Consider the following 14,335-nt stretch of genomic DNA (forward strand, 5'->3'; position numbering starts at 1 on the left):
TGACTGTGAAGGCAGTGCCTTCTAAGTTGAGGGCAGGGGATCTCTCGTCAGCAGCGGAGTTCCTCCTGGCAGGGCGGGGCGGTTCCCCCGTGTCGCTCCGCCCTGACCTGCGTCGTTACCACCCCTTCCGCCATGTTCGAGGAGGCACAGTTGGACGAGCGTTCTTCGGATGGGCCGTTGCCGCCGGCGTACCCGGTTGCCGGCGGCCGGCCTCCGCAGCCGGACGGAGACCGGGTGCCCTGTCCGCCGCACCCGACGCGGGCGCCGCTCACCCGGCGGCAGTACACCTACGGACTCGTGATCGCGGTGGTCGTACTCCTGTTGTTTGTGGTCGGGATCGTGCGGTGAGCGCGACGGGCCTGCGGTGAACGAGCTGCCGGTGGGTCGCCGGGTCGCGCAGTGGCGGGTGCGGCGCAACATGACGCAGCAGCAGTTCGCCGACCGGCTCGGCAAGTCGAAGAGTTGGGTGGACAAGGTCGAGCGTGGGGTACGCCGGTTGGAGCGGGTGTCCAACCTCCGGGAGATCGCCGAGACGCTCCGCATCGACGTGGAGGTCCTGCTGGCCACCCGCTCAGCCCGTCCGCAGCCCGTCGCGGCCGGGGTGGACGGGATCCGGGCGGCGTTGGCCCGATACCACCTGCCGGGCTCGACCCAGACGCCCTCCGCCGAGGAGCTGCGAGCCCGTCTGGACCACGCCGACCAGAGCTACCGGCATGCCCGGTACCCGGCGCTACTCGCCCTGCTACCCAGCCTGCTCGACGCCGCGCGTGCGACGCAGGCCGCCCGCGCCGGCGGGGCGGGCGACACACTGCTGGTGTCGGTGTACGCGCTCATCGCCCTGGCGCTGGTGAAGGTCGACCAGGGAGAGCTGGCGTGGCTGGCGGCCGACCGTGGGATCGCCGTCGCCTTCGCCACCAACGATCCCCGGCTCTCCGGTGTCGCCACCGTGCCGTTGAGTCAGGCCCTGCGGTCCCGGGAGCGTCGGCGCTCGGCCGCGGACGTCGCACTCCGAGCCGCGCACGGGATCGAGGCGTCCGGTGCCAATTCCCCGGATGCCGCATCGCTGCGCGGGACGTTGTTGATCCAGGCCGCCCTCGCCGCCGCGCGCGGGGGAGGAGCGCGCAACGCCCATCAGTCCCTCGACCGGGCCGCAGAGCTGGCCCGCACCGTCGACCGCGGTGGTGGCTCCGCTGGGTGTACTGACTTCGGGTCGGCGGCGGTGGAGGCAGCCCGGGTGGTCGTCAAGGCGGCGCTCGGAGATGTCGCGGTGGCGACGGTCCGGCATGAGCGGCTGCTCGCCACCGACGGGTGGCGGTGGCTGTCACCCGAGCACCGGGCCGCGTACCTGCTTGATGTGGCGCGCGTGTACATCCGGGGTGGCGACATGCTCCGGGCCGGCCGCGCGCTGCTCGACGCCGAACGCACCGCGCACGGTGAGGTGCACGACCGGCCGGCGGTGCGGAAGCTGGTTGCCGTCGTGTGGCGGTCCGCCGATGCGCCCACCGGCCTGGCCCAGCTCGCCGCCACTCTCGGCGTCGCCTGACGCGCTGACGGTGAGCCGTTGGTTAGTTGCGCCGGTGGTAGTGGTTGCGGCGGGGGAGTTGTTCGGGGTCGAGCCAGGCGGGTGGGGTGAATTCGGGGTGGCCGTCGCCGCCGAGGTGGACGGTCCAGTCACCGCGGTGAACGTGTCGGTGGTGGTGGCCGCAGAGCAGCACCGCATTGTCGAGGCTGGTGTCGCCGCCGTCGGCCCAGTGCCGGATGTGGTGGCCGTCGCACCAGCGGGGTGGGCGGTCGCAGCCGGGGAACGCGCAACCCCGGTCGCGCAGGACGAGGGCGCGTCGCAGCGGGCCGGTGATGAGGCGGCGTTGCCGGCCGACATCAAGGGGTTGGCCGGCGCCGCCGAGGACGGCGGGGAGGATGACGGCGTCGCAGGCGAGCCGACGCACGGCCTCGGGGGTGAGCTGAAGGCCGGTGTCAAGGGCTCCGGCGCCCAACTGCCGCGTCAACCCGTCGTAGCCGGTGGTGATGACGACCTGCGTGGGGTCACCGCCGTGCTCGGGCAGCTCGCCGGTGCGCAGGGCGAGTCGGCAGACGTCGGCCAGGGCGTCGTGGCGGCGTTGGCCCGGGGTGCGGGTGTCGTCGGGGCCGGCGGGCGCGGTGAGCGGGTCGATGGCGGCGCGCAGCAGGGCCGCAGCCTCAACATCGAGAACGCCGGTGAGGCGCAGCCGACCGTCGGGCTGCTCGCTCACGGTGACGTGCCGGTCGCGGGCGGCCCGTGACTCCTGCGCCCGCAGCGCCGCATCGACGGCGGCGTCAGCGATCTCCGGGGCGACGTGGTCGAGGATGCGGGTGCCGAGCTTGCGCAACAGGGCGGCGTCGAACTGCGCCGCCCAGTCGACGAGGACACCGACGGCCTTGTCGGCGGCCTCCGCGCCAGCGACGGCGTGCACGGTCTCGACCGTGCCGGAGATGACCCGCACCTGCTCCACGTCGACCGCGCCGCCGACCAACGCGTCACGCACCCCGGATGGAGCGGCGTCGAGCGCTGCGGCCAACTCGACCAGCCGCCGGGCGGCACCGACCCCGAGCCGCAACCGGTCCCGCAGCCACACCGCCGTTGACGACGCGCCCTGCGCCGTCGCGGTGCCTCGACCGTCCAGCTCGCGCACGAGGGTCAACTTGACCGCGGCCAGGCGTTGCTCAAGGCGGTGCGTCGCATCCAGCGCCGCCACGAGATCGCGCTCGTTGGCAGCCCAGGCGGCCGTGTCGAAGCAGGCCGCCACGGCGGCCTCGGCCTGCTCCAACGCATCGATCACAGTAGGAGACTAGAACACCTGTACGACACTTTCCGGAGACCGTTCGTGGTCCCGTCGGAGCGGATCGCCACCCCGTCGAAACGCGCCGAGGTGACGTAGCCTCCCGCCATGATCGAACGGGTGAAGGTCGCGGTTGTCGGTGTCGGCAACAACACGTCGGCACTGGTGCAGGGGCTTGCTCTCTACCGCCAGAGCGGCAGCCTGGTCGGCATTCGCCGGCCGGTGATCGACGGGCTCGGGGTGGGGGACATCGACGTCGTGGCGGCTTTCGCCACCTCCGCGGAGAAGATCGGCCGGGATCTGACCGAGGCGATCTTTCTGGCGCCCAACAACTTCCCTCGGCTGGACTGCGACCTGCCCGAAGCGGGTGTGCCGGTCACGAAGGGCCTCGTCGACGCGACCGAGGTGCAGCGGGTGGCAGCGGCGCTGGCAGGGGCGGAGGTGCTCCTCTACTCGGCGCCGAGCGGCCGGCCAGAGACCGCCCAGGCGTACGCCGAGGCAGCTCACACGGCGGGTGTCGCCTTCATCAACACCACCTCCGACCCGGTAGCGCGCGATCCACGCTGGATCGACAGGTTCGAGGCAGCCGGTCTACCGCTACTCGGTGACGACCTGGCCAGCCAGTTCGGCACCTCGGTGCTGCACAACGCGCTGCTGCGGCTGCTGGCGGAGCGGGGCCTCACCCTGGTCAGCTCCTACCAGGTCAATCTGGGCGGCACCGAAGACTTCCGCAACCTGGTCGAAAGCCCCAACACCAAGAAGCAGTCCAAGCTCAACGCCCTGTCGGGCGCCGACAGCGTCGAGGTCGCCCCGCTCGGGTACCTGCCGCATCTCGCGTCGCAGAAGGTGGCCCACCTCAACCTTGAGGCGCAGGGTTGGGGTGAGACAGCGGTGAGCCTCGACGTGAAGCTGAAGGTGCACGATCCGAGTGGCGCTGCGGGGGTCAACATCGACCTCATCCGCATCGCCGCCAGCGCGCTCCGGAACGGGCGTGGTGGTTACTGCGCCGAAGCGACGTCGTTGCTCAAGTCGCCGCCGGGGACGGCGATCTGAGGCCGGGGGTGAGCAGGCGTTTCATCCGCTCGTACTCGGCGGTCATCTCCGGGGTGGCGAGGACGTCGTCGAGGTCGGCCGAGACCTGGAAGCCGACCTCCTCGACGGAGCGGATGGCCAACTCGTACAGCTCCTCGCGCCGGTCCTCCTCCAGGTAGGTGGTCCAGTGTTCGAGCGCGGTGAGGACGATCAGGATCCCCTGATCCAGGTCGCCGTCGGCGAGGATGCCCGCGTCGATCCGCGTCAACCGTGCGCGGAGCTCCGTCGCGTCGGCCGTCCGGACGTTCTCGCGGGCGCTGGTTAGCGCCGCCCACGCGTCCTCGGTCAGTTCGTCGTCCGAGGCGGTGTCGAGCAGTTCGCTCCGGACCAGCCGGGTGACCGTCTCCAGGCCGAAGACGCGCAGCTTGGCCTCGTCAGCCTCGACGACCAACTGGAGGATCGCCGCTTCGAGTTCGTCGTACCGCATCTCGCCGGCTTCCTCAGGCCGCGCCGACGGAGCGGTAGACCTCCAGGGTCTGGCGGGCGATGGCGTCCCAGGAGAAGTGCTCAACGGCGCGCCGACGGCCGGCCAGGCCGAACCGCTCGGTGCGGGCCGGGTCGGCGAGCAGCGTGTTGATCGCCGACGCCAGGTCGGCCACGAAACGGTCCGGGGCCAGAGGAGTCCCGGACCCGTCGGTGGCCTGCTCGATCGGCACCAGCAGGCCGGTCTCGTCGTCGGCCACCACCTCGGGGATGCCGCCGGTGGCGGTCGCCACCACAGCCGTCTCGCAGGCCATCGCCTCCAGGTTGACGATGCCCATCGGCTCGTACACCGAGGGGCAGACGAAGACTGTCGCGTGGGTGAGCACCTGGATCACCTCGGGCTTGGGCAGCATCTCGGCCACCCAGACCACGCCGGAGCGGTTGGCCCGCAGCTCGGCGACCAGCTCTTCCACTTCGGCGGCGATCTCGGCCGTGTCGGGTGCGCCGGCGAGCAGCACGAGCTGGGTGTCGGCCGGCAGCTCCCGGGCCGCCCGCAACAGGTACGGCAGGCCCTTCTGCCGGGTGATCCTTCCCACATAGACCACGCTGGGCAGCGCCGGGTCGATGCCGAGCCGCTCCAGCACGTCGGTGCCGGAGTCCGGGGCGTACTGCACGGTGTCGATGCCGTTGTAGACCACCCGGACCCGGTCCGGGTCGATCTGCGGGTAGGCGGCGAGCACGTCGTTGCGCATTCCCGCACTGACCGCGATCACCGCGTCGGCGGCCTCCATCGCGGTGCGCTCGATCCAGGAGGAGAGCGTGTAGCCGCCGCCGAGCTGCTCGGCCTTCCACGGTCGCAGCGGCTCCAGGCTGTGCGCGGTCAGCACGTGCGGCACCCCGTGCAGCAGCTTCGCGGTGTGCCCGGCCAGGTTCGCGTACCACGTGTGGCTGTGCACCACGTCGGTGCCGGCGGTGCCGGCGGCCATCTCCAGGTCCACACCCATCGTCCGCAACGCGGCGTTCGCGCCGGTCAGGCCGGGCGGATCGGCGTACGCCGTGACGCCCGGCTCGGTGCGCGGCAGGCCGAAGCAGTGCACGCGTACGTCGGTGAGGTGGCGCAACTCCCGGGCCAGGTACTCGACGTGCACGCCCGCGCCGCCGTAGACCTCCGGTGGGTACTCGCGGGTGAGCAGATCGACGCGCAGCGGGGTGGGTTCCGTCATGACCCCGCACCCTAGTGCAGAAGACTCCCCGTACGAGTGGTGAAGTGCGACGCGGGTGGATAGCGTCTGGGCATGGCTGCCAAGGTGCTCGCGATCGTCCTGGCGGGTGGGGAGGGCAAGCGCCTGATGCCACTCACCACGGACCGGGCCAAGCCGGCCGTCCCGTTCGGCGGGATGTACCGCATGGTCGATTTCGTCCTCTCCAACCTGGCCAACGCCGGCTATCTCAAGATCGTCGTGCTGACCCAGTACAAGTCCCACTCCCTCGACCGACACATCACCAAGACCTGGCGGATGTCCACCCTTCTCGGCAACTACGTCACCCCGGTGCCCGCGCAGCAGCGTCGTGGTCCGTGGTGGTTCGCCGGCTCGGCCGACGCCATCTACCAGAGCTTCAACCTCATCAACGACGAGCAGCCCGACTACGTGATCGTCTTCGGCGCCGACCACATCTACCGGATGGACCCGCGGCAGATGGTGGAGGACCACATCGCCTCCGGCGCGGCGGTCACCGTCGCCGGCATCCGTCAGCCCCTCTCGATGGCCGACCAGTTCGGTGTCATCGAGGTCGGCGAGGACGGCCGGAAGATCCGTGCGTTCCGTGAGAAGCCCACCGACGCGGTCGGCCTGCCGGACGCGCCCGACGAGATCTACGCCTCGATGGGCAACTACGTCTTCACCACCCGCGCTCTGTGCGAGGTGGTCGAGCGGGACGCGGCGGACAAGTCCAGCAAGCACGACATGGGCGGCAGCATCATCCCGATGCTCGTCGAGCGGGGCGAGGCGAACGTCTACGACTTCCGTGACAACGAGGTGCCGGGCAGCACCGACCGGGACCGCGGCTACTGGCGCGACGTCGGGACGCTCGACTCGTTCTACGACGCGCACATGGATCTGATCAACGTGCACCCCGTCTTCAACCTCTACAACTTCGAGTGGCCGATCTACACGGAGCAGCCGCCGTGGCCGCCCGCGAAGTTCGTCCACCAGTGGGGTGAGCGGGTCGGCCGCGCGGTCGGCTCGATGGTCTCGCCGGGTGTGGTGATCTCCGGCTCGCTGGTGGAGAACTCGATCGTGTCGCCGAAGGTGCGGGTGCACTCCTGGGCGCACGTCGAGGGCTCGGTGCTGATGGAGGGTGTCGAGATCGGCCGGCACGCGGTGGTTCGCCGGGCCATCCTGGACAAGAACGTGTTCGTCCCCGAGGGCGCCGAGATCGGCGTCGACCTGGAGAAGGACCGGCAGCGTTACACCGTCTCCGACAACGGCATCGTGGTGATCGGCAAGGGCCAGCGGGTCGAGCTGTGACCGTCGCACTATCAAGGAGGTAGACCCCGTGACCCATCCCCGTGCCGGCCAGCCCGCCGAGCCCGCCGACCTGGTCGACGTGCCGCGCCTGGTGACCGCCTACTACGCCGAGCATCCGGACCCCGCGGACCCGGCGCAGCAGGTGTCCTTCGGCACCTCCGGCCACCGGGGCTCCAGCCTGCGCAACGCGTTCAACTCCGACCACATCCTCGCGGTCACCCAGGCGCTCTGCGACTACCGGCGGGAGCAGGGCCTCGACGGCCCGCTGTTCCTGGCCCGGGACACGCACGCGCTCTCCGCGCCGGCCGCCGTGGACGCGCTGGAGGTGCTCGCCGCCAACGGGGTCACCGTGCTGGTCGACAGCCGCGACGGCTACACCCCCACCCCGGCGCTGTCGCACGCGATCCTCACCCACAACCGGGGCCGCACCAGCGGGCTCGCCGACGGCATCGTCATCACCCCGTCACACAACCCGCCCGACGACGGGGGCTTCAAGTACAACCCCACCAACGGCGGGCCGGCCGACACCGACGTCACCCGCTGGATCCAGGACCGCGCCAACGCGATCCTCGCCGCCGGGCTCAAGGACGTCCGCCGGATCACCTACGCGCGGGCCCGGGCCGCCGACACCACCGGGGAGTACGACTTCCTCGCGCACTACGTCGACGACCTGCCGGCGGCGATCGACATCGACGCCATCCGCGACGCCGGGGTGCGGATCGGCGCGGACCCGCTCGGCGGGGCCAGCGTGGCGTACTGGGGCGAGATCGCCGAGCGGCACCGGCTGGACCTGACGGTGGTCAACCCGACGGTCGACCCGACCTGGCGGTTCATGACCCTGGACGGGGACGGCAAGATCCGGATGGACTGCTCCTCGCCGAACGCGATGGCGTCCCTGATCGCCGCCCGCGCCGACTACCAGATCTCCACGGGCAACGACGCCGACGCCGACCGGCACGGCATCGTCACCCCCGACGCCGGCCTGATGAATCCCAACCACTTCCTGGCGGTGGCGATCGGGCACCTGTTCCGCACCCGCGCCAACTGGGGTCCGGCCGCCGCGGTGGGCAAGACCCTGGTCTCCTCCTCGATGATCGACCGGGTGGCCGCCGACCTGGGCCGGCCGCTGCTGGAGGTGCCGGTCGGCTTCAAGTGGTTCGTGCCCGGCCTGCTCGACGGTTCGGTCGGCTTCGGCGGTGAGGAGAGCGCCGGGGCGTCGTTCCTGCGCCGCGACGGCTCCACCTGGACCACCGACAAGGACGGCATCCTGCTCTGCCTGCTGGCCTCCGAGATCCTGGCCACGACCGGGCGCAGCCCGAGCGAGCACTGGGCGGAGCTGGCCGAGCGGTTCGGCGCGCCCGCGTACGCCCGGATCGACGCCCCGGCCACCCGGGAGCAGAAGGCCGTGCTCGCCAAGCTCTCCCCGGACCAGGTCGACGCCACCGAGCTGGCCGGTGAGCCGATCACCGCGACCCTGACCACCGCCCCCGGCAACGGCGCACCGATCGGCGGCCTGAAGGTCACCACGGAGTCCGGCTGGTTCGCCGCCCGCCCGTCCGGCACCGAGGACGTCTACAAGATCTACGCCGAGTCCTTCCAGGGCCCGGAGCACCTCCGCCGTCTCCAGCAGGAGGCCCAGGACCTGGTCACGCAGGTTCTCGGCTGAGCGGTCGGGCTTCTACCTCGAACGCGGCGGGGCCGACGCCAGAAGGCGTCGGCCCCGTTTCCGCGAGGTCAGCGAGCCAGCGGTACGCCCCCGCGCCGTTGGGGGAGCGAGCCGTGCGGGCTGCCACAGAGCCGGGCGAGCTGATCGACGACCTTGGCAGGTTCGTCGAACGGATCCAGTCCACTGACCTCGAGGGGGTCCAGGGCCGGAACGGTCACGTGCGAGATCAGCGGGTGCAGTGGCCGGTGGTCGGCCTCGCCCTGACCGAGCAGGTCCTCGTGCAGCTTCTCCCCCGGGCGTAGCCCGGTGTAGACGATCGGGACCGGAGTGGCCGACCGCTCGACCATGCGGCGGGCGAGGTCGTCGATCCGGACCGGCTCGCCCATGTCGAGCACCAGGGCCTCCCCGTCGCGGCCGATGGCGGCCGCCTGGAGGACCAGGTGCACCGCCTCCTGCACCGTCATCAGGTACCGGGTCACGTTGGGGTCGGTGACTGTCAGCGGCTGCCTCGCCTCGATCTGCCGTTGGAAGGCAGTAACCACCGAGCCCCGGCTGCTCAGGACGTTGCCGAACCGGACGCTCAGGAAGGTGCCCGGGTAGGTCGCCGCAGCGTGCGCGGTCAGCATCTCGGTGATGCGCTTTGAGTAGCCGAGCACGCTGATCGGGTCGGCGGCCTTGTCGGTGGAGATGTTGACGAAACGGGCGACGTCCCGGCACGCGTCCAGCACGCTGAGCGTTCCCCAGACGTTGGTCTTGACCGCCTCGCCCGGGTGCCGTTCCAGCAGGGTCAGGTGCTTCAGCGCGGCGGCGTGGAAGACGATCTCGGGGCGGCGTTCCCGCATGATGCGTCGGATACCTTCGTCGTCCCGCAGGTCGGCGAGGATGAGTTCGGGGCCGTCCAGCAGCGCACGTCCGGTGAGCGACATCTGGAGGCTGTGCAGGGCCGACTCGTCCCGGTCCAGCATCATCAGCTCACCGGGGTTGGCCCGCATGATCTGCCGGCACAACTCCGAGCCGATCGAGCCTCCGGCGCCGGTGACCAGAACGCGTCGACCGGTGAGCCCGTTGTCGTCCAAGGTCAGGTCGCCGACCACCTGGCGTCGGCCGAGCAGGTCGCTGATCTGGACGTCCCGCACGTCGCTGACAGTGATCCGGTGATCCACCAGATCCCGGACCGGTGGCAGGACCTTGAACGCTGCGCCGGTGCGCAGGGTCGCCTCCCGCACCTCGCGGATCAGCGTGGCGTCGGCGTTGGCCACCGCGAAGATCACTGTGGTGGCGCCGGTGCGGCGGATCACGTCGACGAGGTGCTGCCGGCCGCCCAGCACCGGGACACCGGCGATGCGGAGGTCGTGTTTGCCCGGGTCGTCGTCGAGCGCGCCGACGGGCAGGTAGCGGCCCTTCGGGTCGCTGAGCATCGCGCGCACCAGCCCCTGCCCGGCCTCGCCGAGGCCGAAGAGCAGCACCGGGGTGGCCGAGCGGGCGTCCGGTCGCATCGCACGGTCCCGTCGGTGGCGGTGCAGGAGCCGGCAGCTGAGCATCAGCAGCAGCGCCAGCGCGGCACCGATCACCGGGGTGCTGGCCGGCACCGGGCGTTCGCCAAGCGTGAGAAGGGCGACGAGGACGATCGCCGCGGTGGTGGCGGTGGTGCCGGCGAGGCCACGAACCTCCTCGACGGTGCCGAGGGGTTGACGACCGGAACGGATGCGACGCAGCGCGCTGACGCCGACGTGCAGCACGGCGGCCCCGCCGCCGAGCAGTACCGCGTTGACCGCCTGGTCGATGGTGAGAGCCAACTCGTACCTCGCCCAGCCTGCGACCGTGAACCCGCCGACCCAGCCGAGGGCGTCGGCGGCGAGGAAGACGGCGGTCCGACGACGACTCACCCTGGCCCGGCCGGTGGCTGGTGATGTCGTTGGCTCAACCCGTTGTATCTCCGGCGGCATCTACGACTCCCTGTCCTGTCCGTGGCCGGGGGTGACCCAGGGCAGGTCAGGGGGCCACACACGTCCCCTAACTGCTTAACGGATTTTGCGACACGGAATCCGGTTTTCACATTTCCATAACCGTTTGTCTGATTCAGTGTCGGGAAGCCCGACGAAAGTGCCGTTACCGGCGAGGCTCCTCGCGGCGGCCGAGCTGGCGACGCAGGCTCTCGGGAAGCAACTCGCGAAGCTGCTCCGGCAACAGGGGAAGATCCAGCAGCCCCAGCTTGAGCTGATTGCGTTCCTGGTGGCGGCGCGGATCGAGGCGGACCACCAGGCCGGCGCCGTGGCGGTAGTGCACCTCCACCGCACCCGTCGTCGACCTGTTGCGGATCACCCGCCCGTCCACCTCCACCGAGACCGGCCCGGACCCGGGCCGCAGGTCCAGCCGCACCGTCTCCTCCGGCGAGAGCACCACCGACCGGGAGATGCCGGCCATCGGAGCGCTCGGCGTCACCACCACGGCCCGCGTCGCCGGCGAGATCAGGGGTCCACCGGCGGCGTAGCTGTAGGCGGTCGACCCGGTCGGGGTGCACACGACCACCGCGTCACAGCGGTAGTAGCCGTACTGTTGCCCGTCCACGCTCAGGTTCGCGCTGACGAAGCCCTGCCCCGGATGGCGGACCAGCGCGATGTCGTTGAACGCGACGACGTCGTCGCCGCACACCGTGCAGGCCAGGCAGCTGTGTGCCTCGATGGTGTACTCCCCGGTCAGCAGTCGGGCCAGCGCCGCCGGCAGGTCCGGCGGTTCGACCTCCACGAGGAACCCCAGCTTGCCCAGGTGTACGCCGAGCACCGGCTTCGGGTCGTGGACGGCCAGCCGCAGCGCGCCCAGCATCGTGCCGTCCCCGCCGATGGCGACCAGCATGTCCGACCCGGCGGCCAGCTCCTCCTCCGGCACCCCCCGGACCGGCTCGGGCACCCGGTGCCGGTCCTGTTCGCGAACCGCCAGGACGGCGTGGTGCTCGGCGGCCCAGGCCACGATCGTGCCCACCACCGGGGACACGTCCCGGGTGGGATGGAGCACCAGCCCGAGCCGGAACCGATCCATGTTCCCAGCTCATCACAGTTTGGGCGGCCGCACGGGCCGACCCGCGACGACCGCGTACGCAAGGGCGTTTCGCCCGGTCGGTTGGTTCGTTGGGTCAGGAGCGACCAACAACATCCCAAAGGGGGCGCGCGCGATGACCTGGCCCGGGGCTGCCCTCGACCCCGGCGGGCCGACCGGTGGAACCGAGGCGCGGACGGATCGGCCAACCAGGGACGGGGCGTCGGCTGCCCACCGGGATCTCGTCGGTCGGGTGCTCCGCTGCTACCCGGTGACCGTCGTCGTGCTCGCCCCGTACGCGCTGCTCATCCTGCCGACAGCGGTCTTCTACCGGAATCCGGAGACCGGCTTCATCGTCTCCCTGGTCGGGCTCGCGGTGCTGGGCAGCGCCGCCGTGGAAACGGTCGGGCGGCTGCTCGGGCGGCCCGACCCGCGCTGGCGGGAGGGCTTCCGGCGCGCCCACGCCCGGTACCCGCGGCTCTACCCGGTGGCCATCGTGGTCACGCTGACCAGCATCACCGCCAACGTGCTCGGGGCCCACCTCGGGCGCGGCACCATCGTCAACCAGGTCGCCGGTGACCTGACCGACGGGCCACTTGCAATGGTGAGCACGCTCTTCTCGGGGTGGACAGCCCTGGGCTTCGCGTTGCTGGTGGCCAGCCACCTGAGCGGTCGGCTGTCGCGGGTGAAACTGTACGGCTGGCTGGCCGTCCTCGTCGGCGCGGAGCTCTACGTCGCCCTGCTGACGGCAGTCACCGCTCCGCTGGTCGCGCTGGCGTTCTTCATGGCTGCCACCGGAGCGCTCTGCGGCGTCTTCCGACTGCGTTACCTGGTGGTCTGTGCGGTGGTGCTCTTCCTCGCCTGGCCGGCCGTGTTCGAACACCGCAACAACATTCGGGAGGATCGCGGCGTCGCGGTGGACACCACTGTCACCGCCACGGACCGACTGCGGTTGGACAGTCAGCTCAGTGTGGTGGCGGGCTTCGACGTCCCGGTCGACCTGGGTCAGCCCGGGGTCACCGACTACCTGCGGTACGGGCTGGTGCCCCGGGTGCTGGACCCGGACCGGCCGGTGCTCTCCACCGGGCAGCGGATCAACCTGTACATCGGCGGTGGGTCGACGTCGGCCTACACCTTCCTGCTGCTGGGCAACATCTGGTTCTTCGACGGCCCGGTCGGCGTGGTCGCCGTGCACGCCTTCTGGGCCGCGGTGGCGGCAATGCTGCTGCGCTGGCGGGGGCCGCCCGGCCCGGTCCGGCTGAGCCTCTTCTGCCTGGTGCTCTTCGACCCGCTGCTCTGGTCCAACACCTACCCGGACTCCACCATCAGTTTTCTGCAGCACGTGGTGGCGGCGCTGCCGGTCTTCGTCCTCCTGGGGCTCACCCGCCGCCCCCTGCACGGGGCCCGCAAGAACGCGGGCACCGGCCGACTGCCCACCGCCCGCGGCGCGATCCGGTGACCGTACGGGTGGGCCGGCACGCGGTCGGCCGGCACGCCGTCGGCCGGGCCGACGCTCCGGACGGTCCACGCACCGGTCGCCGGGCGCTGCTCGCGCTGGTCGTCGGCGGGCTCTCCAGCGGCGGCAACCTGCTGCTGGCGATCACCGTGACCCGACTGGAGTCGGTCGGCGGGCTGGGTCAGTTCGCCCTGGCCTTCTCGTTCTACATCGTCGGCTCCGGGTTGGTGCGGAGCACAGTGACCGACACCGTGCTGGCCACCGGGATCGGGGTCGCGCCGGCCGCCCGGCGGGCGATCCTGCTCGGCCTCGTCGGTGGCTCCCTGGTCGGCGCGGCCGGCGTGGCGTACGGCTCGACCTACCTGCTGTTCGCGGGCCTCGCCCTGCCCGGGTTGGTCCTCTACGACTACACCAAGGCGGTCGCCGTCGGCATCGGCGCTCCCTCGGCGGCGATGGCCCAGGAGATCGCCTGGGCGGTGCTCACCGGGTGTGCCGCGCTGGCCGGCCTGCTCCGGGTGATCGACGCGCCGTACGTCTTCGCCCTGTGGGCCGTCGGCGGCGCTCTGATCGGCGTGGTCGTGTCGGCCCGGCGCCGGTACGCGCTGGTGCCCGGCTGGCGGGTCGGCCGCGCCGAGAGCCGCGTCGCGGCGGGGTTCGGTGCGCAGTTCCTGCTGACCACCGGGTCGGCGCAGCTGGCGCTGACCGCTGTGGCGTTGGTCGCCGGCACGGCGGTGGTCGGCGCGTTGAGCGCCGGGCGCACGCTGCTGGGGCCGGTCAACCTGGTGCTGTCGACCGCGGCCACGCTGATCCTGCCGCAGTTGGCCCGCACCCGGGCCGAGTCCCGCGCGGTGCGGACTCGGGCGGCTGTCCGGCTCGCGCTGCTCGTGGCCGCCGCCGTTCTGCCGTTGACCATCGTGGTCGCCCTCTTGCCGGACGCGGTCGGGAAGGAACTGCTCGGCGCCAACTGGACCGTCGCCCGGAGCCTGCTGGTACTGCTCGCGCTGGAGAGCCTGCTCGCCGTGCCGGCCACGATCGGCTTCGCCGGGCTGCGGATCGAGCGGGCGAGCCGGCGGGCGATAGTGCTCGGCATCCTGCTCGGCGGGCTCCGTGTGCCGGCGGTCGTCGCCGGGGCGGTCCTGTTCGGCGCGCCCGGGGCGGCCGGCGCGCTTGTCGTGCTGGCCCTGCTCAGCGCGGTGGCCTGGGGCGGCAGCTATCTCCTGCTGCTGTCCGACCGGGCGGTGGAGCGCCCACCGGTCGTCCAACCGGTCTGACCGCCGGACCCGCGCCGACGGGGTCGGCGCGGGTCGGGTGACGGGTCGGG

Annotated in this window: 11 protein-coding genes; 6 read left to right on the forward strand and 5 right to left on the reverse strand. The window is 71.5% G+C overall.

The features are described 5' to 3' along the window. Window positions 1-364 precede the first annotated feature (364 nt). Window positions 365-1,543, forward strand: coding sequence for a helix-turn-helix domain-containing protein (locus ACFYPH_RS14395; protein ID WP_387181870.1), 1,179 nt, complete (start codon window positions 365-367; stop codon window positions 1,541-1,543). Between the two features lie 22 nt (window positions 1,544-1,565). Here ACFYPH_RS14395 and ACFYPH_RS14400 read toward each other — a convergent pair whose 3' ends face one another. Next, entirely contained in the window at window positions 1,566-2,816 is a 1,251-nt protein-coding gene (locus ACFYPH_RS14400) for a DUF222 domain-containing protein (protein ID WP_387181872.1), read from the reverse strand. Between the two features lie 108 nt (window positions 2,817-2,924). Between ACFYPH_RS14400 and ACFYPH_RS14405 the strand changes: the two genes are divergently transcribed. Continuing rightward, window positions 2,925-3,869 (forward strand): inositol-3-phosphate synthase, encoded by a 945-nt coding sequence (locus ACFYPH_RS14405; RefSeq protein ID WP_387181874.1) that lies wholly within the window; start codon window positions 2,925-2,927, stop codon window positions 3,867-3,869. Here the strand turns inward: ACFYPH_RS14405 and ACFYPH_RS14410 are convergent. Both ACFYPH_RS14410 and glgA read right to left on the reverse strand, forming a co-directional pair. Next, on the reverse strand, window positions 3,841-4,335 hold the full coding sequence (locus ACFYPH_RS14410) for a hypothetical protein (RefSeq protein ID WP_387181877.1): 495 nt from the start codon (window positions 4,333-4,335) through the stop codon (window positions 3,841-3,843). The two genes, ACFYPH_RS14405 and ACFYPH_RS14410, sit on opposite strands and share 29 nt — an antisense overlap. Window positions 4,336-4,348: 13 nt before the next feature. Next, a complete protein-coding gene (gene glgA, locus ACFYPH_RS14415; RefSeq protein WP_387181880.1) occupies window positions 4,349-5,554 on the reverse strand; it encodes a glycogen synthase in 1,206 nt (401 codons plus the stop codon). A 72-nt stretch (window positions 5,555-5,626) separates the two neighbouring features. On the opposite strand from glgA, the gene glgC reads away from it, so the two are divergent. After that, window positions 5,627-6,859: a glucose-1-phosphate adenylyltransferase gene (glgC, locus tag ACFYPH_RS14420; RefSeq protein WP_354856733.1), complete on the forward strand. Its 1,233-nt coding sequence runs from the start codon at window positions 5,627-5,629 to the stop codon at window positions 6,857-6,859. A 28-nt stretch (window positions 6,860-6,887) separates the two neighbouring features. Continuing rightward, on the forward strand, window positions 6,888-8,525 hold the full coding sequence (gene pgm, locus ACFYPH_RS14425) for a phosphoglucomutase (alpha-D-glucose-1,6-bisphosphate-dependent) (protein WP_387181882.1): 1,638 nt from the start codon (window positions 6,888-6,890) through the stop codon (window positions 8,523-8,525). A 68-nt stretch (window positions 8,526-8,593) separates the two neighbouring features. Here the strand turns inward: pgm and ACFYPH_RS14430 are convergent, their stop codons facing one another. Beyond that, complete coding sequence (locus tag ACFYPH_RS14430; RefSeq protein ID WP_354856736.1) at window positions 8,594-10,471, reverse strand: nucleoside-diphosphate sugar epimerase/dehydratase; 1,878 nt, start codon at window positions 10,469-10,471, stop codon at window positions 8,594-8,596. Window positions 10,472-10,634: 163 nt separating this feature from the next. Beyond that, window positions 10,635-11,561 carry an NAD(+)/NADH kinase gene (locus ACFYPH_RS14435; RefSeq protein ID WP_354856738.1) on the reverse strand — a complete coding sequence of 309 codons (927 nt, stop codon included), beginning with the start codon at window positions 11,559-11,561 and terminating at the stop codon, window positions 10,635-10,637. Between the two features lie 250 nt (window positions 11,562-11,811). On the opposite strand from ACFYPH_RS14435, the gene ACFYPH_RS14440 reads away from it, so the two are divergent. Both ACFYPH_RS14440 and ACFYPH_RS14445 read left to right on the forward strand, forming a co-directional pair. Beyond that, entirely contained in the window at window positions 11,812-13,017 is a 1,206-nt protein-coding gene (locus ACFYPH_RS14440) for a hypothetical protein (protein WP_354856740.1), read from the forward strand. Continuing rightward, on the forward strand, window positions 13,014-14,285 hold the full coding sequence (locus ACFYPH_RS14445; protein WP_387181885.1) for a hypothetical protein: 1,272 nt from the start codon (window positions 13,014-13,016) through the stop codon (window positions 14,283-14,285). The genes ACFYPH_RS14440 and ACFYPH_RS14445 overlap by 4 nt, the downstream gene beginning before the upstream one ends. Window positions 14,286-14,335: the final 50 nt, after the last annotated feature.

Origin of the sequence: Micromonospora sp. NPDC005252 (assembly GCF_042872475.1) — a bacterium.
In the GTDB taxonomy this organism is placed as follows: domain Bacteria; phylum Actinomycetota; class Actinomycetes; order Mycobacteriales; family Micromonosporaceae; genus Micromonospora.

Excerpts from the sequence above, each read along its gene's own strand:
- ACFYPH_RS14405 (WP_387181874.1), top strand. The coding sequence starts at position 2,925 with ATGATCGAACGGGTGAAGGTCGCGGTTGTCGGTGTCGGCAACAACACG.
- ACFYPH_RS14410 (WP_387181877.1), bottom strand. The coding sequence starts at position 4,335 with ATGCGGTACGACGAACTCGAAGCGGCGATCCTCCAGTTGGTCGTCGAG.
- glgA (WP_387181880.1), bottom strand. The coding sequence starts at position 5,554 with ATGACGGAACCCACCCCGCTGCGCGTCGATCTGCTCACCCGCGAGTAC.
- glgC (WP_354856733.1), top strand. The coding sequence starts at position 5,627 with ATGGCTGCCAAGGTGCTCGCGATCGTCCTGGCGGGTGGGGAGGGCAAG.
- ACFYPH_RS14430 (WP_354856736.1), bottom strand. The coding sequence starts at position 10,471 with ATGCCGCCGGAGATACAACGGGTTGAGCCAACGACATCACCAGCCACC.
- ACFYPH_RS14435 (WP_354856738.1), bottom strand. The coding sequence starts at position 11,561 with ATGGATCGGTTCCGGCTCGGGCTGGTGCTCCATCCCACCCGGGACGTG.